Source organism: Streptomyces sp. NPDC005262 (genome assembly GCF_042872425.1).
In the GTDB taxonomy this organism is placed as follows: domain Bacteria; phylum Actinomycetota; class Actinomycetes; order Streptomycetales; family Streptomycetaceae; genus Streptomyces.
Map to the genome: position 1 here is coordinate 309,135 of NZ_JBIAKK010000006.1, position 22,440 is coordinate 331,574.

The 22,440-nt window shown below is 70.1% G+C and carries 14 protein-coding genes and 3 pseudogenes; 6 read left to right on the forward strand and 11 right to left on the reverse strand.

Annotated features, from left to right (window positions below; translation table 11 throughout):
* Nucleotides 1-56 precede the first annotated feature (56 nt).
* A pseudogene (locus ACFYP5_RS18485) lies at nucleotides 57-215 on the forward strand (nitrate reductase); the annotation flags it as partial.
* On the opposite strand, the gene ACFYP5_RS18490 reads toward ACFYP5_RS18485, so the two are convergent.
* Nucleotides 187-960 (reverse strand): hypothetical protein, encoded by a 774-nt coding sequence (locus ACFYP5_RS18490; RefSeq protein ID WP_389036808.1) that lies wholly within the window; start codon nucleotides 958-960, stop codon nucleotides 187-189. The pseudogene ACFYP5_RS18485 and the gene ACFYP5_RS18490 sit on opposite strands and share 29 nt — an antisense overlap.
* Nucleotides 961-1,188: 228 nt before the next feature.
* Here ACFYP5_RS18490 and ACFYP5_RS18495 point away from each other — a divergent pair, with 228 nt between their 5' ends.
* Nucleotides 1,189-1,536, forward strand: coding sequence for a hypothetical protein (locus ACFYP5_RS18495; RefSeq protein WP_389037080.1), 348 nt, complete (start codon nucleotides 1,189-1,191; stop codon nucleotides 1,534-1,536).
* A gap of 102 nt (nucleotides 1,537-1,638) precedes the next feature.
* Here the strand turns inward: ACFYP5_RS18495 and ACFYP5_RS18500 are convergent, their stop codons facing one another.
* Both ACFYP5_RS18500 and ACFYP5_RS18505 read right to left on the reverse strand, forming a co-directional pair.
* Nucleotides 1,639-2,667, reverse strand: a complete 1,029-nt coding sequence (locus ACFYP5_RS18500; protein ID WP_389036810.1) for a nucleotidyl transferase AbiEii/AbiGii toxin family protein — start codon at nucleotides 2,665-2,667, stop codon at nucleotides 1,639-1,641.
* Nucleotides 2,664-3,365 carry a hypothetical protein gene (locus ACFYP5_RS18505; RefSeq protein WP_389036812.1) on the reverse strand — a complete coding sequence of 234 codons (702 nt, stop codon included), beginning with the start codon at nucleotides 3,363-3,365 and terminating at the stop codon, nucleotides 2,664-2,666. Before ACFYP5_RS18505 ends, ACFYP5_RS18500 begins: the two co-directional genes overlap by 4 nt.
* A gap of 203 nt (nucleotides 3,366-3,568) precedes the next feature.
* On the opposite strand from ACFYP5_RS18505, the gene ACFYP5_RS18510 reads away from it, so the two are divergent.
* The gene (locus tag ACFYP5_RS18510) at nucleotides 3,569-5,023 is read left to right on the forward strand and encodes an amidase (protein ID WP_389036814.1); all 1,455 of its coding nucleotides are present in this window, start codon (nucleotides 3,569-3,571) and stop codon (nucleotides 5,021-5,023) included.
* An 11-nt stretch (nucleotides 5,024-5,034) separates the two neighbouring features.
* Here the strand turns inward: ACFYP5_RS18510 and ACFYP5_RS18515 are convergent, their stop codons facing one another.
* Complete coding sequence (locus ACFYP5_RS18515; protein ID WP_389036817.1) at nucleotides 5,035-5,844, reverse strand: class I SAM-dependent methyltransferase; 810 nt, start codon at nucleotides 5,842-5,844, stop codon at nucleotides 5,035-5,037.
* Entirely contained in the window at nucleotides 5,841-6,824 is a 984-nt protein-coding gene (locus ACFYP5_RS18520) for a carboxymuconolactone decarboxylase family protein (RefSeq protein ID WP_389036820.1), read from the reverse strand. Before ACFYP5_RS18520 ends, ACFYP5_RS18515 begins: the two co-directional genes overlap by 4 nt.
* Before the next feature lie 168 nt (nucleotides 6,825-6,992).
* On the opposite strand from ACFYP5_RS18520, the gene ACFYP5_RS18525 reads away from it, so the two are divergent.
* Both ACFYP5_RS18525 and ACFYP5_RS18530 read left to right on the forward strand, forming a co-directional pair.
* Entirely contained in the window at nucleotides 6,993-8,132 is a 1,140-nt protein-coding gene (locus ACFYP5_RS18525; protein ID WP_389036823.1) for a sensor histidine kinase, read from the forward strand.
* Nucleotides 8,129-8,809, forward strand: a complete 681-nt coding sequence (locus ACFYP5_RS18530) for a response regulator (protein ID WP_389036826.1) — start codon at nucleotides 8,129-8,131, stop codon at nucleotides 8,807-8,809. Before ACFYP5_RS18525 ends, ACFYP5_RS18530 begins: the two co-directional genes overlap by 4 nt.
* 331 nt (nucleotides 8,810-9,140) lie before the next feature.
* On the opposite strand, the gene ACFYP5_RS18535 is transcribed toward ACFYP5_RS18530, so the two are convergent.
* The 6 genes and pseudogenes from ACFYP5_RS18535 to ACFYP5_RS18560 form a co-directional block, all read right to left on the reverse strand.
* Complete coding sequence (locus tag ACFYP5_RS18535; protein ID WP_389036830.1) at nucleotides 9,141-13,217, reverse strand: carboxypeptidase regulatory-like domain-containing protein; 4,077 nt, start codon at nucleotides 13,215-13,217, stop codon at nucleotides 9,141-9,143.
* A 266-nt stretch (nucleotides 13,218-13,483) separates the two neighbouring features.
* A complete protein-coding gene (locus tag ACFYP5_RS18540) occupies nucleotides 13,484-17,497 on the reverse strand; it encodes a carboxypeptidase regulatory-like domain-containing protein (protein ID WP_389036832.1) in 4,014 nt (1,337 codons plus the stop codon).
* A gap of 498 nt (nucleotides 17,498-17,995) precedes the next feature.
* A pseudogene (locus ACFYP5_RS18545) lies at nucleotides 17,996-18,833 on the reverse strand (IS5 family transposase); the annotation flags it as partial.
* A gap of 114 nt (nucleotides 18,834-18,947) precedes the next feature.
* Nucleotides 18,948-20,012, reverse strand: coding sequence for a biotin/lipoate A/B protein ligase family protein (locus ACFYP5_RS18550; protein ID WP_389037082.1), 1,065 nt, complete (start codon nucleotides 20,010-20,012; stop codon nucleotides 18,948-18,950).
* A 555-nt stretch (nucleotides 20,013-20,567) separates the two neighbouring features.
* Nucleotides 20,568-21,206 carry an SMI1/KNR4 family protein gene (locus tag ACFYP5_RS18555; RefSeq protein WP_389036834.1) on the reverse strand — a complete coding sequence of 213 codons (639 nt, stop codon included), beginning with the start codon at nucleotides 21,204-21,206 and terminating at the stop codon, nucleotides 20,568-20,570.
* Between the two features lie 90 nt (nucleotides 21,207-21,296).
* Nucleotides 21,297-21,527: pseudogene (locus ACFYP5_RS18560) on the reverse strand (GNAT family N-acetyltransferase); the annotation flags it as partial.
* A gap of 231 nt (nucleotides 21,528-21,758) precedes the next feature.
* On the opposite strand from ACFYP5_RS18560, the gene ACFYP5_RS18565 reads away from it, so the two are divergent.
* Nucleotides 21,759-22,043, forward strand: coding sequence for a hypothetical protein (locus tag ACFYP5_RS18565; RefSeq protein ID WP_389036837.1), 285 nt, complete (start codon nucleotides 21,759-21,761; stop codon nucleotides 22,041-22,043).
* The last annotated feature ends 397 nt before the right edge of the window (nucleotides 22,044-22,440 follow it).

Here is a 22,440-nt window from a genome sequence, read left to right on the forward strand (position 1 = left end):
GAAGGCGGCGAGGCTCTAGGGGCAGGTCAAACGAGCGGGGCACGTGCGTGGTTCGGCGCGCCGTCGTGACCTTCGCCGTCGGCGGCATCCTCGCGATCGGCGGGAAGCCGCTCGCGGACTGCGGCTGGGCGGTCGGCCTGGCCTCCTCGCTGGTGCTGTACGCGCTGCTCAGCGGCAGGCCGGCCGTCAGGTCGCCTGGATCTCCTGCGCGTTGATGTCGACGGTCTGGTCCGGCGGCGGCGTGCTCGTGGGCACCGGCTTGTCGAAGGCGGAGAAGCCCACGGTCGCGTCCGCCTTCGGCGAGCCGCCCGTCGCATCGATCCTCAGCGGATAGGGCTTGCCCGTGGCCGCGACGTACATCGTCACCTTTTGACCGTGCCATGTCCGGACTAGCGGGACGACCGGAGCCCCCGCGAGCGTGGTCTTCTTGCCCTTCGTCAGCGTCCCCTTGTCGCTTTTCGCGTTGTCGCTGACCACCTTCTGGAACGTGGCCAGGTCGCAGGCGCTCGACAGGCCACTCAGCCGCGGGTCCGAGGCCGAGCCCTTCATGTAGCGCCCGGCAAGAATCGAGGCGAGGGCGGAGCCGACGCGTGAGTCCCGGCTCTTCCAGAATTGGGCATCCGGTCTGACCCAGACCGTGTCGCCCCGCTTCACGATCCGCACGGACCCCTGCTTCCCGCCGAGGCCCACCGACCCCGTGCAGTTGCCGGCCCGGTCCACGATGAGATCCAGAGTCGTCGGCGCACTGCCGTCGGCCGGCGTGCTACGGGTGCTGAGGTGCATGGAACGCGCGTCCCGCAGGGCGTCACTGGAGCGGTCGGCGATCTGCCGGGCGGAGAGCTTGTCGATGGGGTCGTCCGCCAGCGCCGTACCTGCGCCGATCACGGCGCCGCTCGTGAGACCGAGCGCGACGGTCGCCGCCCAGGCGGTCACGCGCATGCCGATGTGTGGGCCGGTCACGTCGCCTCCCTCGGCAGGGGCTGTCGGACCGTTCGGTCCGCAGTCCGACTTTTTGAGCGTACGCCGCGGCGGGACCGGCCGCGATTTCGGCTCGGGACCCTCTCCCGCGTACACAGGGTGAGGTCCTGCCTCGCTTTTGGTCACGGACGGTGGGGGACGGTGCCGGGGCACCGAGTTCGTGACCGTGAAGGGGAAATACGCAACATGAACCCGTTCATGTCGATGTCCATGTGCATGGGGAGTGTGTCCAGGGCCGTGCTGCGGAGCGCCGTGGTAGCGGGGGCGACCGTCGCCCTCGCGGTACCCGCGAGCTCGGCCACCGCCGTCACGCCCATGGCGACGCCGCCGGGTCTGTCCTGCGAGACCGGTAAGCACGAGATTGACGACTGCACGGGATACGCGCTGTGCCGGAACAACGGCAGCACGGCGCAGACCTTCTGGGTGCACCTGGTCTGCGGCTGGTCGCCGGACGTGGACGGTGAACACGTCACCCTCAACCTGGACCGGTCCGGCCAGTCCACCGCGCACTGCGCCGGCCTCGGCACCGGGATCGGGGAGATCAGCGTGCAGCCGTAGGGCGGGTGCGGCACGAGGCGGGTCCGGTACCTGTGGTGGCCGATGTCGCGCGCCGTCGTACGTACCGGCACCGAGACGGTCCCCGACCCGTCGACCGGGGCATCAGCGCTCCGGAGCCCGGTCCAGGAGCACGGCGAGTGCACCGGCCAGCCGCGTCCGCAGCGCGTCCGGATCGCCGTCCACCCACCGGTGTTCCGCGTGGAACGCCGACCAGTCCACCAGCCAGCCCAGTACCGACTCCGGGTCGAAGCCGGCCGCGTGCGGGCCGAGTACCGTGCGCAGCAGCCGCGGCGACAACCTGGTCCGCGGGTGCTCCGCCAGCAGCACAGCGTCGTAGAGATCCTTGGCTGCCGAACGCCCCTCGGCCTCCTGGTCCTCGGAGAGCCACAACAGCTTCCAGGCGAGCGAGAGCCCCTGACTCGCCGTGCGCACCGGTACGGGCGGCCCTCCGTCGATACGCGGGCAGGCCGTCCACACCGGGGCTTCGGGAAGCCGCTCGTCCTGGGCGAAGTCCATCCGCAGTTCACCCGGCGGCAGCCCGTCCGCCTGCCATGGGACGAGGACGCGCACGCCGGGCGTCTCGTACGTCCGGTACATCCATTCGCCGTCCGACGTCACCGCGCGCGGATCGATCCGGATGCCCTCGGGCGGTGGCGGACCTGCCTCGAGCGCTGCGGCGACCTCGCCCTGAGGGTCGGGACTCGGCTCCAGAGCGTCGGAGTCGAGCCAGTGCAGTCCGTCGGGTGCGACCGCGGGCCGGGCCCCGCCGGTGGCATGGCAGTCCCCGTCCGCCCACAGCTCGGAGGCGGCTGCGCCGTCCGCGGCTTCGGGCCACTGCTGGACGACGTCGATCCCGTCGACGTACGGAAAGGGGTCGAGGCGGTCGACGAAGTCCTCCGCCGAGGGCTCCAGCACGATCCAGTCCAGATCGCCCGGTTCCCGGGCGGCAGCGCCCACCCAGGCCTGGAGGGGCAGGCTGCCGCGCAGGATCAGACCGTCGCCCCACGACGAACCGGTGATCACCCGGAGCAGATGGTCCTGAACGGAGCGCCGGGCGGTCCGCCAGCGCGGTGCGAGCGAGGGGTCGCCGAATGTCGGCTCGCCGGGGAACGGCCGGTCCGCCGCGCTCATACGGTCACCTCGGTCCACCGCTCGCCTCGTTCCTCGGCCGGTCGCTCGGCTTGTTCGTCGATCCAGCCCGCGTCCACCGCCGGATGGTCGTCGTGCACCACGAACTCCTCCTCGACCTCCGCCATTTCGAGGCCGGCGGCGGCCAGCGCACCGAGGAGGCCGTCGAGCCGCGCGCGGGCCTCCGGGCGGCCGACCCCGCGGCAGCGCTGGGTGACGAACCGTTCATGGCGCCCGTTCCGGGCGGCGCGGCGGGCGTTACGGGAGAGATGCGCGCTGTGCCGCTCGGCCACGTCCCGCGCCGAGGCCACCTCCTGCTCACCCGACAGCAGCAGCTTGATGTGGTGTTCGAAGTGGCAGACCGGCGACAGCCCGTCGGCCTCGTCCGCCGTCCGCGGTATGTCCTCGTTCCACGGAGCGGCTTCGATCTTCACCCGTACGACGGAGAAGCCCGCTGCTCGCAGTTCGGCGGACCGGAGCCGGGCGGCGGCCCGCTGCTCGGCGAGGGTGCCCCGGCCCCGCTCGGTCAGCATGGGCTGGTCACGCACGGCACCGCGGTCCAGGACGATGCGGGTGAGCTTCAGGCCGTGCTGATCGGCCCAGCGCTCCAGGCGCGGGCCGCTGACGGCGTGGGCATCGGGCCGTAGCGTCAGGTGCGTCTCGAACTCTCCGCGGAACGCCCTCTCGACGACTGTTCTCACTGGCCCCACCTGCCCCGTTGTGTGTTGCTCGCGCCTCCGCGGCCCGTTGTGGGAGAACGTAGCAACCGGCACTGACACTCAGCTTCGCGCCCCGTACTCCGCGTGGATCGGTTGAGCGGACCGCCCCCACTCGTTACCCTCCAGTAAGTCTGTACGGGCCGTCAGGTGCGGGCACGCACCGATATCCGGGAGGCGGGCACCCCGTGTCCTCAGCAGAAGCCGTGGAACTCACCGAGCCGACCGATTCGACCGGACTGGCCGACACCGCACGGGCGTTGGCGGATGGCCGCACGACCTCGACACAGCAGGTGTCCGCCGCCCTCGCACGGATCGAAGCGAGCCAGAGCACTCTCAACGCGTTCCGTCATCTTCGTGCCACGTCCGCGCTGGCCGAGGCCGCGGAAGCCGACCGGCGGCTCGCCGCCGGTGAGCGGCTGCCGTTGCTCGGGGTGCCGGTCGCGGTCAAGGACGACACCGACATCGCGGGGATGCCCACCCACTTCGGCTGTCGCGGCGAGCTGCCCGCGGCCGCCGAGGACAGCGAGGTCGTGCGCCGGCTGCGCGCCGCCGGGGCCGTGATCGTCGGGAAGACCAACTCCTGCGAGCTCGGCCAGTGGCCCTTCACCGAGGGGCCCGCCTTCGGCGCCACCCGCAACCCTTGGCACACCGGGCACACCCCGGGGGGTTCGTCCGGAGGTTCGGCGGCGGCCGTCGCCGCCGGGCTGGTGCCCGCCGCGCTCGGTTCGGACGGTGCCGGGTCCGTCCGGATCCCCGCCGCATGGACCCATCTCATCGGTATCAAGCCGCAGCGCGGCCGGATCTCCGTGCACCCGCACCACGACGCCTTCCAGGGTCTCACCGTCAACGGACCGCTGGCCCGGACCGTCGCCGATGCCGCACTGCTGCTCGACGCCGTAGCCGGAGCGCACCCCGACGACCTGCACCGGCCGCCGCCCGTCGCCGCCTCGGCCGCCGCGGGGCGCGACCCGGGCAGGCTGCGGATCGCCCTCGCCTGGCGGCCCCCGCTCACCCTCACCGGCTCGGCCCCCCACCCGGCCGTACGACGGGCCGTCACCGCGCTCGCCGAGGCCCTTGCCCGGCTCGGCCACCATGTCGAGGAGGCCAGGCCGCGCTACGGGCTGATCGGCCTCGGCTTCGTGCCCCGCGCCACCGCCGGGATCGCCGAACTCGCCGCGCTGCACCCCGAACCGGCCCTCCTCGACCCGCGCACCCGCAGCGCCCTGCGCACCGGCACCCGGCTCGGCGGCCGGGTGGTGCGAGCGGCCAGGGCACGGGAGGTGCGCCAGCACCGCAGGATCGGCAGGCTCTTCCGGACCTTCCCGGCCGGGGCCGGGTACGACGTGCTGCTGACCCCGACGACCGCCGCGCCCCCGCCCCGGATCGGCGCATTCGACGGCCTGAGCGCCTGGCGTACCGATGTGGCGATCACCGAGGCGTGCCCGTACGCCTGGCCGTGGAACGTGCTGGGCTGGCCCGGCATCAATGTCCCGGCCGGGTTCACGGCCGACGGACTTCCCGTCGGTGCCCAGTTGCTCGGCCCGTCCCGCAGCGAGGAGTTGCTGATCTCCCTGGCGGCCCAGCTGGAGGCCGACCAGCGGTGGTACGAGCACCGGCCGCCGGCCTCAGCGGGCTCCTGACACACCGCCGGTCAGAGCGGCAGGCGGGCGCCGACCACCCACACCCCCGCCGTCAGCAGCACGCCCTCCGCGGTCTCGTACGGCAGCAGGGCGTCCATCATCGAGGCACGGGTGGCGCCGGAGGCGGTGAGACCCGGCGTACGGGAGACGAAGAAGTCCACCGCGTCCGCCGCGTCCCGCCCCCAGCAGGTCGTGGCCGTCACCGGGACGATGCCGATCTCCTCGAAACCCGCCGCGCCCAGCACCTTCCGGACACGCTCCGGGTCCGAGAGCGAGGCCATGGCCACCGCCACGGCGTTCTCCACCGCGTGCTCCTGTCCCAGCAGGGAAGCCAGCAGCCCGAGCGCCTTGCGCTCCTCGCCGTCCGGCGACGGGGGCTGCGGGCAGATGAACGCCAGCCGGCCGCCGGGGCGCAGGGCGCGCGCGATATTGGTGAACGCCGCGACGTGGTCAGCGAAGAACATCACGCCGCCCCGGCTGATCGCCACGTCATAGCCGGCCGGCTCGAGGGGGTGGACCTGTGCGTCCCCCAACTCGTAGGAGACGGAGGGATACTCTCCGGCGTCCGTGCCGGCCCTGGCGCGCTCGAGGAGCGGCACGGAGACGTCGACGCCGGTGACCCGGCCATGTGGGGCGCGCCGCGCCGCGGTCCGGGTCGTGAATCCGCTGCCGCAGCCGATGTCGAGCACCCGGTCCTCCGTGCCGATCGCCGCGGCGTCGAACAGCGGCTCGTCGAAGCGGGCCACCATGGAGTTGTAGCGGTCGGGGTGGTCGGCCCAGTGCCGGCCGAGCTGTCCGTTCCAGGCGTCGGTGACGGTCATGCGTGCTCCTCGGTCCGTGCGGTCAGGCCGGCCTCGATGCGCTCGACGGCGCAGATCGCGCCGAACGCGATCAGATGAACCAGGCAGTGATCGGTGAACGGTGGCGCCAGCCAGGCCGCCACCTCCTCGTCCGTGATCCGGTACGGGGCGCGTGCCGCGAGCAGCGCCAGCCGTGCACCCGGCCGCTCCGCCCGGTCCGGCAGCCCCTCGCCCCGCAGGGGGAGCGGCGAGACGCCGTCCCAGGCCGCCACCGATGTCCGTACCAGCTCCGCGTCCTCGTCACCGAGCAGCCCCGCGCCCAGGTGCGCCGCGGTACGCAGCGCGCCGAACGCGGTGCCGACCGGGGTGTCCGCCGCCCACCCGGGCGCCGCCCCCTCCGTCTCCAGCAGGGCGAGGCTCTCGCCGGGAACGAGTTCACGGCGGACCGTACGGGCCAGCGAGCGGCCCGCCACGCTCCGTACCAGGCGGTACTTCTGCGCGCCCCCGGGCAGCATGTCCTCCGTCAGCAGGGACGACACGATTCGGTTGATGAAGTGGAAGGCCAGCGCCGTCCCGATGTACTCCGGTGCCTCCTCGGGCGGGAACGGCTGTGCCGTACTCATGTCCTTTCCCCATGCCAGCAGTTGACGGTCTCCCAGGTCCTCGGGCTGCTCGCCGCGGGCGATTCTCTCGGCCAGCGCGTGGTCGCCGGTGGCATGCAGGAGCACGGTGTGTGCGGTGACGCAGTACGGGCACCGGTTGGCGAGCGACACCCCTGCCGCCACCACCTCCTTGCCGGTGCGCGATGCCTGCCCGGCCAGCAGGGACTCCCGCATGACTGCCCAGGTGCCGGCCAGCAGGGGCGGTGATGCGGACAGCACGACGAAGGTCGTGGCGTGATCGATACCGAAGTCGGTGGCCAGCTGTGCGTACACGTCGGCGACCACTCCGGTCGCCGTCTTCGGTGGTTCAGGTGAGGTGTATCGGAAGGTCTCGGTCATGGCGACGATGCTCGCCCGCCGCACCGTGCCCGGTCGTCGTACCCGCGAAGGCAGTTGAGGGTGATTCCTGACGACCGCAGTCGGCCGGGACTACTGCCCGGGGAGTAGCGCGGAGGCCGTCCGGCAGGATGATGACGGGGCTGTCGTGCGGGAGTTAGGGTCCGGTTCATGCAGGGGGACATCGACCGGCGGATTCGCCTGCTGGACGCGGCGCTCGCCGTCGCCATCGGGGCGGCGGTCCTCGCCGCGGCCTGTGCCGCATCGAGACCGGACGCACTCGACCTGCTGCTCATCGCGGTGGGCACCCTGGCCCTTGCCGGGCACCGGTGGGCTCCGCGTGCAGTGCTCGCCGTCACCACCGTCGCGATGCTGGGGTACGTCGTGCACGGGCACCCGGGCAGCTGGGCGGCGTTCCCCGTGCTGGCGGCCGTGCATACGGCGGCGCGCGGCGGACGGCGCGCGTGGGGCGTCGCCGCGGGCACCCTCTTCCTCGCCGGGTACTTCACGGTCCTGATCGTCGCCGCCCCGGGCGCGCAGGACACCGTCGAGCGGACACTGCTGCTGCTCGGCTGGTTCCTCTGCGCCGGGGTCACCGGACTCATCGACAAGAACTGGCAGGCGTATCTCCGCCAGACCGAACAGCGGGCGCTCGACGCCGAACGCAACCGGGACGAGACGGCGCTGCGCCGCGCCGGCGAGGAGCGGCTGCGGATCGCCCGGGAGCTGCACGACTCACTGACCCACTCCATCTCGATCGTCAAACTCCAGGCGGGAGTCGCTGTCCACCTTGCGCGGAAGCGGGGCAGCGAGGTGGAGCCGGCACTGCTCGCGATTCAGGAGGCGAGCGGCGAGGCGATGCGGGAGCTGCGGGCGACCCTGGAGGTACTGCGCACCGATGTGCTGGAGCCGGGCACGGGACTGGACCGCATCGACGAGCTGGTGGGGCGGGCCCGTACCGCGGGCATCGAACTCTCCGTGACCGTGACAGGCGTCGAACGCACCCTGCCGGCGGACGTCGACCGGGCCGCGTACCGCATCGTGCAGGAAGCACTCACCAATGTGGCCCGGCACGCCGACCGCGCCAGGACGACCATCGAACTGGTCTACAGCGAGCATGCGCTGACCGTTCGCGTCGACGATCAGGGGCCCGGTGGCCCCCGCGACGCCGTCACCGCCGGCACCGGACTCACCGGTATGGACGAACGTGTCCGGGCACTCGGTGGCACCCTCGCCGCCGCACCCCGCCCGGACGGCGGCTTCTCCGTACGTGCCGATCTTCCCCTGCGGACATCGGGAACGACCCTATGAACCACCAGGACACGATCCGGGTGCTGATCGTCGACGACCAGGCCCTGATGCGTGCCGGGTTCCGCGCCCTGCTGGACGCCGAGGACGGCATCGAAGTGATCGGCGAGGCAGCCGACGGCCGTCAGGGAGTGGAACTGGCCCGCCGCCACATCCCGGACGTGGCCCTCGTCGACGTACAGATGCCCGTGATGAGCGGCATCGAGGCCACCCGCGAGATCGCCGCCGACCCGCTGCTGGCCGGTGTCCACGTCGTCATCCTCACCAACTACGGGCTGGACGCCTACGTCTTCGACGCGCTGCGCGCCGGGGCCGCCGGGTTCCTTCTCAAGGACACCGAACCCGCCGAACTCCTCCAAGCCATCCGTGTGGCGGCCCGCGGTGACGCCCTGCTGTCGCCCGCCATCACCCGCCGGCTGATCGGCGAGTTCGTCTCCCGGCCGCCCGACCGGGCCACGGCCCCCGGTTTCGAGACCCTGACCCGCCGCGAACGCGAGGTGAGTGCGCTGGCCGCACGGGGCCTGACCAACGAGGAGATCGCCGCGCACATGGTGATCAGCCCGTTCACCGCGAAGACCCACATCAGCCGGGCGATGACGAAGCTCGGCGCCCGCGACCGTGCGCAACTCGTGGTCTTCGCCTACGAGTCGGGTCTCGTCGCACCACGGGACCCGCACTGAGGAACACCACAGTGCTTCTCCGGCGACAGCAAGAGGCTCTGACCTGCGAGTACGTGGTCGGCAGGACATTGTCCAATTCCGGCGAGGACCGCCCGACGACGGCCCGGCCGGCTTCCCACGTCGGCACCGGCCGCCCGCCTCTGCGTACGCAGGCGTGAACGCTGGGAGTATCGTCCACGAGCACGAACACGCCGCCTGACCTGGGCGGACGCGGTTTCCGGCAAGGGCGGGGTGGGCTTCTTTGCCGACCGGATCTGAACGGCGGCCCGCGACGGGGCGCGCGAGAGGGCCCGGGCGGTGACGCCGCCCGGGCCCTCTCGGTGGGCCGGAACTAGGCCTTCTGCAAGGCGAAGTTCAACGTTGTCGTCGCTCCCTTCCTGATCTTCACAGTCGTCATCTGTGACTGATAGCCGTTGTTCGCGCAGATCACCTGCAACGGATTTCCGGCATCGAGCCACAGCTGGTAGCGGCCGCTCGCGTCGGTCCTGAGTGTGTAGTGCGCCGCCGACGTGGTGATCTGGACCGTGGCGCCTGGCATCGGAGCCGACGGCCCGGTGACCGTACCGGTGATCTTGCCCCACGTCTTCGGCGGATTGACTGTCATCGACACGGGGATGTTCGGCGTCGCGTACGGCGTGTTCGGCGTGATCACCAAGGCCGCCGTGTACGTCCCGGGCTGTGTGATGTTCGGAGCAGTCGCGTCGACGGTCACGGTGACCGTGGCGCTGGCACCCGGCGCGATCGTGAGCGTCTTCGGGTTCGGCGTCAGCCAGTTCACGTCCTTCGTGTCGTCGCAGTCGGCCATGCCCGGCAACACCTCGGCGCCGGACTGCGGCTGGAGGTCGCCGAACTCGTTCCTGGAGATACCACCGATCTTGTAGAAGCCGCACGCGCTACCGGCGCGGTACACCGCGTTGTTCGAGTTCGGGATGGTCGTCCAGGTGTCGCCGGCCGGCTCGTAGCCGAAGCCCTGGTTGGTGACCACTGCGCCGTGCTCCGTGACACCACCGGAGACCAGCAACCGGCCCTCGGCCGTCGTGTACCCCGATCCCCACAGGTCGATGGGCAGATCGGCCGCCGGCGACCAGGAGTCGGCGTTCGGGTCGTAGACGTACGTGTGGCGCGTCGAGCCGCCGGTGGAGGTTTCGCCGCCGGCGCAGTAGAGCTCGCCGGAGAGTGCGCCGCACGACTGCCAGGCCACAGGCTCGGGGTAGTCGGCGGCGCGGCTCCAGGAGTCGCCGGCCGGGTCGTACACCATGACGTCCGTGGCGCCGCAATCCGCGGCGCAGCCGCCGACGACGTACATCTTGCCGTCGAGAACCGCGACACCGGAGGCCGCGAGCGGGTGGGGGTTGGCTGCCGCGGTCGTCCACGCATTCGTGGCGGGGTCGTAGACCTCGGTCTTGCCGTCGGGATTTCCGGCGCCTCCCCAGCCGCCTGTTGCGTAGATCTTCCCGTTCAGTACCGCCATCGCCGGTTTCGCGCGTCCGTCCGCGGGGCCCGCCGTCCGAGACCAGCTGCCCGCGGCCGGGTCATAGACGTACATCCCGTGGTAGAAATCGGCGCCTGACGTCCCGAACGCCGAGTAGATCTTGCCGCCGAGCGAGACGACGCCGTTGTCCGTGACCGGGCCCGCCGAGTAGTCGGCGATCGAGGTCCACGGCGCGTCGGCCGGTACCGAGGTGTTCGGTGCTGCACTGGTCGCCGTGTGTCTCGAGCCGTTCTTGTCGGGCAGGAACAGTGGCGAGTACGTGCCCTTGATCCGCATGGTGGGCGCGCCGTGCGCGGTCAACGGTGTCGTGCCGCCGGCCTTCTCGCCGAACGTCACCTTGGCCGGTGCGGTGCCGGTGTTCTTGACGGTGACGGCCTGGCCGGCCTTCCCCTGCCAGGGCACCGTCAAGCCGATGTCGGCCGTCGTGATGGTGATCCTGCCCGCCTTGAGCGTGAGCGGCGTCCGGGTCACCGCGTCCGCCGCCACATCGACGTGGGCCGTGGTCGTGGCGTAGTTCCGCCGCGCCGCCGTGAAGTCGTGCGTACCGGTCAGCGACGAGAACATCCAGTAGTAGCCGTCGGACACATTCGGGTCGTCCGGCGTGGCGGCGGTTGTCGCGTGCTCGGCCGGCTTCTCGGCGCTCGCGACGGTCGCGCCGACAACAGGCTTGTCCGTATTGGCGTCGGTGACCCTTCCGGCCACCAGACCGCCCGGGATCGGGTCACATGTGTGGTTGCCGAGGAAGACGTCGTCCACCTGCCACCACGCTTGATAGCCGTTGGTGAGGTGGAACCGCACCTGCACGGCGGACCGGTGAGCGGCCATCGGCAGCGGTACGTCGACGTGTGCCGGGCCGCGCAGGTCGTTCGCCCGGTGCCAGGCGTTCTTCCACGTGGCGCCGCCGTCCGTGGTGACATCGACGTTGGCGTCGGACACGGAAGCGGGGGCCGCCAAGTCGGTGTCGAACGACAGGACCGGGTTCGCGGCATCGGAGAAGTCGGTCACCGGGGAGATCAGCGACATGTCCGTCGGGTTGTTCCAGGCCCAGTTGTTGGTGTTGGTGACGGCGAAGTTGCCGCTACCGCCGGTGTTGTTCTTCTGGCTCGACCCGAACGCCGTCAGCGGCGGGTTGTCGAACTGCCAGGCGCCCACGTCGGTGTTCTTCAAGGTCCAGCCGGCCGGAGTCGACGTGTCGTCGAACGCCTCCGTCGTACCCGTGTTGTGGGCCTTGTACCCGGGTGCAAGGCAGTCGTACACGTCGATCGGGACGCTGACGTCGGCCATGACGTCCGAGGTTCCGACGGCCACGTCCTTGGTCACCGCCTGGTAGCCCGGGTAGTTCGCGGTCACGTGGAGCGTGTACGTCTGGCCCTGCAGCAGCTTCAGGTTGTAGCGGCCGGTGTAGGGGTCGGTTTGGACCGGCCCACCCGGTACGCCGTCGACGGTGATCGTCGCGTGGAGCGGCCAGGGGTGGCCCGAGCCGTCGGTGACCGTACCGGAGATCGTCGACGAGGCGGAGACCGGGTCGAGTGCGAAGTTCTCGGTCACCGGGCCGTCCTCGGTGACGGTGACACCGTTGATCGTCTTGGTCGCGTATCCGTACGCCGCGGCCCTCGCGTCGTACGTGCCTGCCGGCGCGAAGGCTCTGTAGTGGCCGGACGTGTCGGTGATGGCCTTCAAGTCGCCGACCGTCACCGTGGCGCCGGCGACCGGCGTGTTCGTCGCGGAGTCGGTGACGGTACCGGTGACGACGCCGTGCGGGCCGCTGGTGAACGCGGCGAGGCCGTTCGGCGTGCCGAGTCCGGTCGGGCCGTCATAACCGGCGCCTGCCGTGCACAGGTAAGCCGGCGAGCACGTGCCGTTGCTTCCGGCGGTCACATCGTTCAGGTGCGCCGTGCCGGCGTACGGGTAGCCGGCGGGGTATGTGCCCGCGGCCGGGGTACCGGCGGCGGCGTACACTCCCGCGATGATCGGCGCCGAGGCACTGGTCCCGCCGAACATGCTCCAGCCGCCCGCCTGGAATGAGTTGTAGACGGCGACGCCGGTGGCCGGGTCGGCTACCGCTGCGACGTCGGCCACGGAGCGCTTCGAGCAACCGCTGTCGGTCTGCCACGCCGGCTTCGCCTCGTAGAGCGAGCAACCGCTGCCCGCGCCGCTCCACACGGACTCCGACCAGCCGCGCGCGCTCGAGTCCCGGACAAGGCTCGTGCCGCCGACCGCCGTGACGTACTGCGACGCGGCCGGGTAGGACACGCCGAAAGCGCTGTCACCGCTGGACGCCACGACAGCGACACCCGGGTGGTTGTAATGCGGGTCGGCCTCGGTGACGTCGGACGGGTCCTCGCCGGTGCCCGGCGTGCTGTTGTACCCGGTGCCGTACGAGTTGGAGACGTACTTCGCGCCGAGCGCGACCGCCTCGTCCACCGCGGCACCCATGTTCTCGATGGTCGAACTGTCTGCTTCGACCAGCAGGATGTGGGCGTTGGGGGCGGCGGCGGACACCATGTCCACGTCGAGGGATATCTCGCCGGCCCAGCCGGGGTCGGCAGACGGGTAGTTCGTGCCGCCGCGCTGGTCGACCTTGCGGAAGCAGCCGTTGGCCGTGGTGCACGCGGGCAGACCGTACTGCTGGCGGTAGACCGCCAGGTCGGCTTCGGCGTTCGGGTTGTCATAGGCGTCCACGATCGCCACGGTCTGCCCGGCACCGCCGTCCGCGGGCAGCGAGTACGAGTTCTGCAGGTCGCCGGCGCCGAAACCCGCCGGGGTCGCGGATTGCCGCTGCACACCGGTGCGAGCGGGCACGTCGGTGCGGCGCATCGCCATGCAGGTGACGTGCCCTGGCTTGGGGTCCGCGCACTGCCGGACGGCTGCGGCCTTGCCGGAGGGCGCGGCGACCGCAGGCGCCGCGGTGGGCACTTGGAGTCCGATGAGAGCGAGCGCTGCCGACAGGAGGCCGGCTACCGCGGTTGCGGCTCGCCCTCCACGTCCACCGCGCGGTCTGAGACGGATTGTAGGCAAGGAGATTCTCCTGAAACTGAGGTGACCGGGTGATGAGGATGTCTCCGCCCCGATCGCGACTCGATCAGAGCGTTGACGTCATGCGTCTGGACGACGGCCCGCGATGGGGCGGCGCGAGAGGGGCCGGGCGGTGTCACCGCCCGGGCCCTTTCGCTCGGCCGGAACTAGGCCTTCTGCAAGGCGAAGTTCAGGGTCGTCGTCTCTCCCTTTCTGATCTTTACGGTCGTCCCCTGCGGCTGATAGCCGTCGTTCGAGCAGACCACTTGCAACGGGTTGTTCCGGACATCGAGCCACAGCTGGTAGTGGCCGCTCGCGTCGGTCCTGAGTGTGTAGTGCGCCGCCGACGTGGTGATCTGGACCGTGGCGCCTGGCATCGGCCCGGACGGTCCGGTGACCGTGCCGGTGATCTTGCCCCAGGTCTTCGGCGGGTTGACCGTCATCGACACGGGGACGTTCGGCGTCGCGTACGGCGTATCCGTCCCGATCACGAGAGCCGCCGTGTACGTGCCGGGCTGCGTGATGTCCGGAACATTCGCGTCGACGGTCACGGTGGCCGTGGCGCTGGCACCCGGTGCGATCGTGAGCGTCTTCGACTTCGGCGACAGCCAGCTCACGTCGTTCGTGTCGCCGCAGTCGGCCAAGCCCGGCAATACCTCGGCGCTGGCCACGATATGGCCTTCAAAGCCGCCGTCCTGGTCACCCTGGCGACCACCGATCTTGTAGAACCCGCATGTGCTACCACCGCGGTAGAGCGCGTTGTTCGAGTTCGGGATCGGCGTCCAGGTGTCGCCGGCCGGGTCGTAGCCGAAGCCCTGGTTGGTGACCACGGTGTCGTGCTCCGTGATACCACCGGAGACCAGCAACCGGCCCTCTGCCGTCGTGTACCCGGATCCGTACAGGCCGATGGGCATATCGGCCGCCGGCGACCACGCGTCGGAATGCGGGTCGTAGACGTATGTGTGGCGTGTCTCGCCGCCGGAGCTGGACTCGCCGCCGGCGCAGTAGAGCTTGCCGGAGATCGCGCCGCACGACTCCCAGGCGATCGGCTCGGGGTAGTCGGCGTCGCGGCTCCAGGAGTCGGTGGCCGGGTCGTACACCATGACGTCCGTGGCGCCGCAATCCATTTCGTGGCAGCCGCCGACGACGTACATCTTGCCGTCGAGAACCGCGACACCGGAGGCAGCGAGCGGGTTCGGGTTCGTCGCCGCGGTCGTCCACGCATCCGTTGCCGGGTCGTATACCTCGGTCCTGCCGTCGGGGTGTCCCCAATTGCGGTCGTTCAGCCCCCAGCCGCCGGTTGCGTAGATCTTCCCGTTCAGTACCGCCATCACCGGGTTCTCGCGCTTGTCGGCGGGGTCGGCCCGCTGAGACCAGCTGCCCGCAGCCGGGTCATAGGCGTACATCGTGTCGTAGATACCGTTGTTGCCGTACCCGAACGCTGAGTAGACCTTGCCGCCGAGCGAGACGACGCCGTTGTCCTGGACCGTGCCCGCCGGGTAGTCGGCGATCGAGGTCCACGGCGCGTCGGCCGGTACCGAGCTGTTCGGTGCGGCACGGGTCGCCTTGCGGATCGAGCCGTCCTTGATCTGGGACAGCGGCGAGTACGTACCCTTGATCCGCACGGTGGGCGCGCCGTGCGCGGTCAACGGTGTGGAGCCGCCGAACTGCTCGCCGAGCGTCACCTTGGCCGGCGCGCTGCCGGTGTTCTTGACGGTGACGGCCTGGCCGGCCTTCCCCTGCCAGGGCACGGTCAAGCCGATGTCGGCCGTAGTGATGGTGATCCTGCCGGCCTTGAGCGTGAGCGGCGTCCGGGTCACCGCGTCCGCCGCCACATCGACGTGGGCTGTGGTCGTGGCGTAGTTCCGCCGCGCCGCCGTGAAGTCGTGCGTACCGGTCAGCGACGAGAACACCGCGTAGAAGCCGTCGGACACATTCGGGTCGTCCGGCGTCGCAGTGGTTGTCGCGTGCTCGGCCGGCTTCTCGGCGCCCGCGACGGTCGCGCCGACAACAGGCTTGTCCGTATTGGCGTCGGTGACCCTTCCGGCCACCAGACCGCCCGGGATCGGGTCACACGTGCGGTTGCCGAGGAAGACGTCGTCCACCTGCCACCACCCCGGGAAAGGCCCTGTGAGGCGGAACCGCACCTGCACGGCGGACCGGTGAGCGGCCATCGGCAACGGCAGGTCGACGTGCGCCGGGCCAGGCTCGTCGACCGCCAAACGGTGCCATACGTTCTTCCACGTGGTGCCGCCGTCAATGGTGACATCGACGTCCGCGATGCCCCCGTATGCCCGGAGGTCGGTGTTGAACGACACGACCGGGTTCGCGGCACCGGAGAAGTCCGTCGCCGGGGAGACCAGTGACATGTCATACGGGTCACGGCTCGATGTGTGGTTGGTGTTGGTGACGGCGAAGTTGCCGCTACCGCCGGTGTGGTTGCCCTGGGTCGCAGCGGGAGCCGTCAGCGGCGGGTCGTTGAACACCCATGCGCCCGCGTCCGTGTTTTTCAAGGTCCAGCCGGCAGGAGTCGCCGTGTCGTCGAACGTCTGCGTCGTTCCCTTGTTGTGGGCCGTGTACCCGGGCGCGATGCAGTCGTACACCGCGACCGGGATGCTGACGTCGGCATTGACGTTCGACGATCCGACCGTCACGTCCTTCGTCTCCGCCTGGTAGCCCGGGTAGTTCGGGTTCACGTGGAGCGTGTACGCCTGGCCCTGCAGCAGCTTGAGGCTGTAGCGGCCGGTGTACGGGTCCGTGTGGACCGCTCCGCCCGGTACGCCGTCGACGGTGATCGTCGCGTAGAGCGGCCAGGGGTGGCCCGAGCCGTCGGTGACCGTGCCGGACACCGTCGACGTCGGCAGCGGGTCGAGCGCGAAGTCCTCGGTCACCGAGCCGCCGTCGGTGACGGCGACGCCGCTGAGCTTCTTGCTCGCGTACCCGTACTCCGCGGCCGTCGCGTCGTACGTGCCGACCGGCACGGAGGCGCTGTAATGACCGGACGCGTCGGTGATGGCCCTCGAGTCGCCGACCGTCACGGTGGCTCCGACCACCGGTGCTTTCGTCGACGCGTCGGTGACGGTACCGGTGACGACGCCGTGCGGACCAGTGGTGAACGCGGCGAGACCGTTCGGCGTGCCGAGCCCGGTGGGACCGTCGTAGCCGGGGCCCGCGGTGCAAAGCGCCGCCGGGGTGCAGGTGCCGTTGTTGCCGGTGGTCACGTCATTGAGCGAGGCAGCCTTCGCGTACGGGTAGGAGTTGGGGTACGTTCCCGCGGCCGGGGTGCCGGCCACCGCGTAGACGCCCGCGATGAGCGGGGAGGAGGCGCTCGTTCCGCCGTACACCGCCCAGCCGCTGCCGCCGTAGGTCTGGTAGACCGAGACGCCGGTCGCCGGGTCGGCGACGGCGGAGACGTCTGCGACGGTGCGGTTCGCGCACGCCGTGTCGGTCTGGAACGACGGCTTGGGCTCGTAGAGCGAACAGCCCGAACCGGTACCACCGCTGTCGCCGTGCCACACCGACTCGCTCCAGCCGCGGCTGGTACCGGAGTCCCTTACCAGGGCGGTACCGCCGACGGAAGTGACGTACTGCGAGGCCGCCGGATAGGAGACGCCGTAACTGCTGTCACCGGAGGACGCGACGACCGCGACGCCCGGGTGGTTGTAGTAGGGGTCCATGGCGGTGAGTTCCGACGGATCCTCGCCGCTGCCCGGCGTGCTGTCGTAGAAGGTGCCGTAGGAGTTGGAGACGTACTTGGCGCCGAGCGCGGCCGCCTCGTCCACCGCGGCGCCCAGGTCTGCGAAGCTCGCGCTGTCCGCCTCGACCAGCAGGATGTGGGCGTTGGGGGCGGCGGCGGACACCATGTCCACGTCGAGGGATATCTCGCCGGCCCATCCCGGGTCAGCGGGTGGGTAGTTCGTGCCGCCGCGCTGGTCGACCTTGGTGAAGCAGCCGTTGGCCGTGGTGCACGCGGGCAGACCGTACTGCTGGCGGTAGACCGCCAGGTCGGCTTCGGCGTTCGGGTCATCGTACGCGTCCACGATCGCGATGGTCTGGCCGGCGCCGCCGTCGGCGGGCAGCGTGTAGGCGCTCTGCAGGTCGCCGGCGCCGAAACCGGCCGGGATCGCGGATTGCCGCTGCACACCGGTGCGAGCGGGCACGTCGGTGCGACGCATCGCCATGCAGGCGAACTCCCCGGGCCTGGGGTCTCCGCACTGCCGGACCACCGCGGTCTTGCCGGAAGACGCGGCGACCGCAGGCGCCGCGGCGGGCACTTGGAGTCCGATGAGAGCGAGCGCAGCCGACAGGAGGCCTGCGACCGCGGTTGCGGCTCGCCCTCCACGTCCACCGCTCGGTCTGAGACGGGCTGTACGCAAGGAGAGTCTCCTGAAACGGAGGTGACCGGGCGATGACGACGTCCCCCGCCCGATCGCGGCCCGATCAGACCGCCGCCGTATTCAATTGCGTAACCGCACCGCTCGAAAGACACAGGCGCTGTCGCATAGATGACTTGTCGCATAGATGACACTCCGATCCGCTCAACGGAGACAACTGCCCTCATCTGGAAAGAAGTCGCGCCAGGAGGAGCATGCGGCGGAGACGGGGAGATCGACGTGGCCACACTCTTCCGGCAGCTCAACGGCGACCAGTTGGAGGTCGCACGGATAGGCACGTGGCCATGGTCGGCGGTTCGGGCGTTCGTCCCAGCGATGGGTCGTCCACGCCTGCCGGATCAGGCTACGCACGGTGATGATCGTGTCGGCGAGGTCGAAGAATGCGTCGATGACGATCGTGCGCCGCTCGTGGCAGCGGGCGAGGCGGTGAAAAGCATTCTGTCAGGTGTGGGGCGTTCGACGTGCCAACGCTGACTGGCCTGGATGGGTGCCTTCTCGCCCTTGCGCGCGATGCTTCCGTGGAGGCCGCGTTCGTCGAGGAGAGCGCGGGTCCCTCGGAGTCGTAGCCGGCGTCCAGGTGCACGGTGATGTCGTCGGTAACGGGCCGAGGTCCTGCAGGCGGTGCAGGGTCGGTGCGAGCAGGGGGGAGTCGTGTCGGTTGGCGTCGGCCAGGAAACGGCCCAGGGGAATGCCGTATCCATCCGTCATGCCCGAGCGTTTCAGGCCCTGTTTGCCGCGGACGACCGGTGAGCGTCCGGCGGCCTCGCCTCCTCCGGGAGCCTTGGGTGATGGAGCGGTCGACGGCGATCTGGTCGAGGACGAGGCCGACGATCCGGTCGTAGGACTCCAGCGCGATCTGTTCGAGCCGGGCGAAGACGCCGAGTCGTATCCACTCGTCGCGACGGTGGCGGATCGTGGTGGCCGAGCACGTTGTATCGGCGATCGCCTCGTAAGAACAGCCGAGGCGCAGCAGTTGCAGGAGCTCGTCGAAGATGATCCGGTCGCTGATCCGCGGGCGGTGACAGCGGAGTGGATGGTCCGGGTGGTACTTCGGCCGCTCGGGCAGCAGTGCCGCGAATTGGTCCCGGAGCGGTTCGGTGAGCCACGATGGCAGCACGGGCACAGGTCTCCTCAGTGATCACAGAGCGTCGCAACTCCATGATCGCGAAGTGCTGTGCCCGTGCTGCTGCCGGGCTCCCCATCGCGCCTGTCCGCGCGACGTCCGAGTCAGCAGCTGCTACGGCACCCGTGCCGTCCACTCGGGAGTGCCGAACTTGGTGCGTACGAGTTCCTCCGCCCGTGCCAGCTCCTCAGCGGTCACCGCTCCCTGGGTGAGACCGTGGCGCTTGCGGAAGGAGTCGATCATGTTGTCGATGACGGCCTCCCGTGGCAGGCCGGTCTGCCGGCGGAGGGGATCGACGCGCTTCTTGGCGCTCCTGGTCCCCTTGTCGGACATCTTTTCCTTGCCGATGCGCAGGACATCGAGCATCTTGTCGGCGTCGATGTCGTAGGACATCGTGACGTGATGCAGCACGGCGCCGGGCCCGCCGCCGGGGCCCACGACGCGTTTCTGGGCCGCTCCGGCGATCTTCCCGATGTCGGTCGCGATGTCGTTGAGCGGTTGGTACCAGGCCTTGATGCCCATGTCGCCGAGCGCCGCGAGCACCCAGTCGTCGAGGTAGGCGTAACTGTCCGCGAAGGAGAGTCCGGAGACGAGGGCGTCCGGGACGGAGAGCGAGTACGTGATGGTGTTGCCCGGTTCCACGAACATGGCGCCGCCGCCGGAGATACGGCGGACGACGGTGACGCCGTGACGCTCGGCGCCCGTCGGGTCGACCTCGTTGCGCAGCGACTGGAAGCTGCCGATGATCACGGCGGGGGAGGCCCATTCCCAGACCCGCAACGTAGGCGGCCGGCGGCCGGCCGCGACCTCGGCGGTGATGACCTCGTCGAGTGCCATGTGGAGTGCGGGGGACTGAGGGGCCTCGTGGATGAGCTGCCAGTCGTAGTCGCTCCACTCGGTGGCCTGCGCGAGGGCCCGGCGTACGGCGACTGCGACGCCTTCGGAGGTGAGTCCGAGCATCACGGTGGAGGCGGGGAGCGCCGCGTCGATACGGGCGGTGAGCCCGGCGGTGTCGGTGTTGGCCGGGGCGCCCTCCAGGGCCGCGTCGATCGTGAGGATGGCCTCGTCGGGCTCGAGGAAGAAATCGCCGGCCACCCGTACGTTGCGCAGCGCGCCGCCCTCGACGTCCAGATCGACCACGACGAGCTTGCCGCCGGGGACCTTGTACTCACCGTGCACGGCCATGCCCTCCAGTTCCGCCCGACTGCCATCCAGGCGAATCGGCTCCGACAGGCGACAACTCAGCCGCCGTTCGATTTAATCCGCACATGTACCAGTGTGGACCTCCTGGCCAAGATCACGGTGCCGGCCGTAAGGACGTGTTGGCGATGAGGCACTACGTGGAGTGCTTCGCGATCCCTGACGGGAGCGGATCCAGGGAAGTCGAAGAAGCGAGGTGCCTTGATGACGGTGTTCCAGTGCCGTAGCTGCCACCGTGCGGTGGCGTCGACGGTCACCGAGCGGTCTCTGCCGGGCTGATGCGGATGAAGGGTGGTTCCGGCCGGAGGCGTCGCCCCCGGACGTAAGCGGGCATTCCACCGGACCCATGGTGCGCATGGCTCCGGGGACGTTTGCGGTGGATCCCGATCCGTCCGGCCCACCGTACGTACTGGATGAGTCGTCCGGCTTCCTGGTGGAGTCAGGTCCGAGCGGCGCCAGCTGCCAGCTCAAGAACCGGGTCGCGGTCACCGAACGCGACATCGGCGCTTTGATCAACCACGCAGAATCAGGAGCTCAGGTCCCTGCCCACGGCTCAGCACGCCAGCCCGGCAGTTCTCTGTTAAGCCATTCCTCGACTGTCCGACGCCAGGGGTCGGTGGAGTCGCTGTCGACAACACCGGCCCAGGTGTCCGCCACCATTTCCCGGTCGAGGACCAGGCTGTCGAGGTAGGCGTCGAAGTCGTCAGCGACTTTGGTGAAGACGCCCTTTGACAGGTATCCGGGATGAGGGATGCCATGCACGAAGGCATGGAGCTGCCCACGGGCGGCCGGGTTCAGGTCCAGGAACAGGGTGTCGCTCCCGCCGTTGCGGGCGATCGGGAGAAGGCCTGTGAGCGAGACTTCGCCGGCGAGCCACCCGTCACGGCTGCGGCGATATTCGCCGAGCAAGGTACCCCAGCCGTATTCGCCATCGCCGTCACGGCCGAGTTGATAGAGGTCGTCGAAGCTCTGGAACGGTTCCGGTTCACAATTCGGCAAGCTGACCGAGTAGGTGAGGTGCTCCCCGCCCGCCGCTTCCAGGAAGGAACGGTAGGAAGACGGTAGCGGCAGCCCGGTCTCCCGTTCGAGACCTTCAAGCTCTCCGACGTCGAACGGCCTGAACGGGCCCACGACCAGGCGGCCCCGATACCAACGCGACAACTCCTCGGACATGGTCGGATTGTCGCATCCTCTGGCATCCCGCGACCTTCCGAGCCCCACGTGCAAGGGACACCTCGAGTGGCAGATCAACAAGTCAGTCGTTCAGTCCCGGTATCGGTCCCGGACCTCGGGGCGTTGCCGGAAGCCGGCTGACTTGTAGGTGGCGACGGTGCCGGCATCGGAACTCGGGGTGCGGACGATCGCGCTCGACGAGCCCAGCCGCTGGAGTGCGGCCGCCGCGGTGACGGTGACCGCCTCACCGTAGCCGTGACGGCGATGTTCCCGGTGCACGCCCATCGGTTCGAGCAACCCGGGCCTACCCGGGCCGGCCGACATCGCGTACGGGGTGCTGGGGCGTTGCTGATCGTGGCGCGCATCAGTACCTCGGTGAACCAACTGCCCACCGCCGGCCGGCGAGCGGCTTCAGGTGCTGGAAGCCGCCGTTCGGATCACCCATGAGGATCCTTCCGGTGAATGCGGCACGTCTCGCACACGCCGTACGTCCTGCGGCGGGTAGGCCGTCTCCGCAGAAGACGGCCCAGCGATCCAATGAGGAGATCAGCCATGTACGCAGTCGTTCGGCGTTACGAAGGGGTGACCGATCCTGCCGAGGCGGGACGCCAGGTGAACGAGGGATTCCTGCCGCTCCTTCGCCAGGTCCAAGGTTTCGTGGCCTATTACTGGGTCGATGCCGGGGGCGGGGTGATGATCTCGATGAGCGTCTTTCAGGACCAGGACGGCGCCAAGGAGTCGACCATCAGGGCAGGGGAGTTCGTACGGGACCGCCTCGCCTCGTTGCTCCCCAGCCCTCCCCAGGTCACAGCCGGCGAGGTCGTGGCCCATTCGTAGCGGCCTGCCGGAAGGCGGGACGGCTGTGACGGCGCGAACCGCGCGGGTCGTCGTGCACGAGCCACGCGCCTGGCACAGTCTGCCCACGCCGCCCTCTGCTCGGCATGGTGCGACGTCCTGGCAGGTGGGCGGGACGGTCCCCTCGCCACGCTCCACGACCCCCAGCAGTGGCAGTGGTTCACCATCCCCACCCACTCCCGCGCGGATGCCGGACCCTCATCAGCCAGGCACGCGTCGTCGAGCCCGACCGGGCCGGCACCGGACCGCGGCGACGCAGCGCCGGTAGTACGGAACCAGCCCACACCGGCCCGCGCTCGCGGCCGCTTTGGAGCCGGTGCACACCGCATTCGACCCGGCCGGCACCGCAGCCGTGGCCGGAGCATCCACGCGCATGCTG

What these genes read in the sequence shown, in the direction of transcription:
- ACFYP5_RS18565 (WP_389036837.1), top strand. Translation starts at nt 21,759, where the DNA reads ATGTACGCAGTCGTTCGGCGTTACGAAGGGGTGACCGATCCTGCCGAG.
- ACFYP5_RS18555 (WP_389036834.1), bottom strand. Translation starts at nt 21,206, where the DNA reads ATGTCCGAGGAGTTGTCGCGTTGGTATCGGGGCCGCCTGGTCGTGGGC.
- ACFYP5_RS18530 (WP_389036826.1), top strand. Translation starts at nt 8,129, where the DNA reads ATGAACCACCAGGACACGATCCGGGTGCTGATCGTCGACGACCAGGCC.
- ACFYP5_RS18495 (WP_389037080.1), top strand. Translation starts at nt 1,189, where the DNA reads ATGTGCATGGGGAGTGTGTCCAGGGCCGTGCTGCGGAGCGCCGTGGTA.
- ACFYP5_RS18525 (WP_389036823.1), top strand. Translation starts at nt 6,993, where the DNA reads ATGCAGGGGGACATCGACCGGCGGATTCGCCTGCTGGACGCGGCGCTC.
- ACFYP5_RS18500 (WP_389036810.1), bottom strand. Translation starts at nt 2,667, where the DNA reads ATGAGCGCGGCGGACCGGCCGTTCCCCGGCGAGCCGACATTCGGCGAC.
- ACFYP5_RS18540 (WP_389036832.1), bottom strand. Translation starts at nt 17,497, where the DNA reads ATGGCGATGCGTCGCACCGACGTGCCCGCTCGCACCGGTGTGCAGCGG.
- ACFYP5_RS18515 (WP_389036817.1), bottom strand. Translation starts at nt 5,844, where the DNA reads ATGACCGTCACCGACGCCTGGAACGGACAGCTCGGCCGGCACTGGGCC.
- ACFYP5_RS18520 (WP_389036820.1), bottom strand. Translation starts at nt 6,824, where the DNA reads ATGACCGAGACCTTCCGATACACCTCACCTGAACCACCGAAGACGGCG.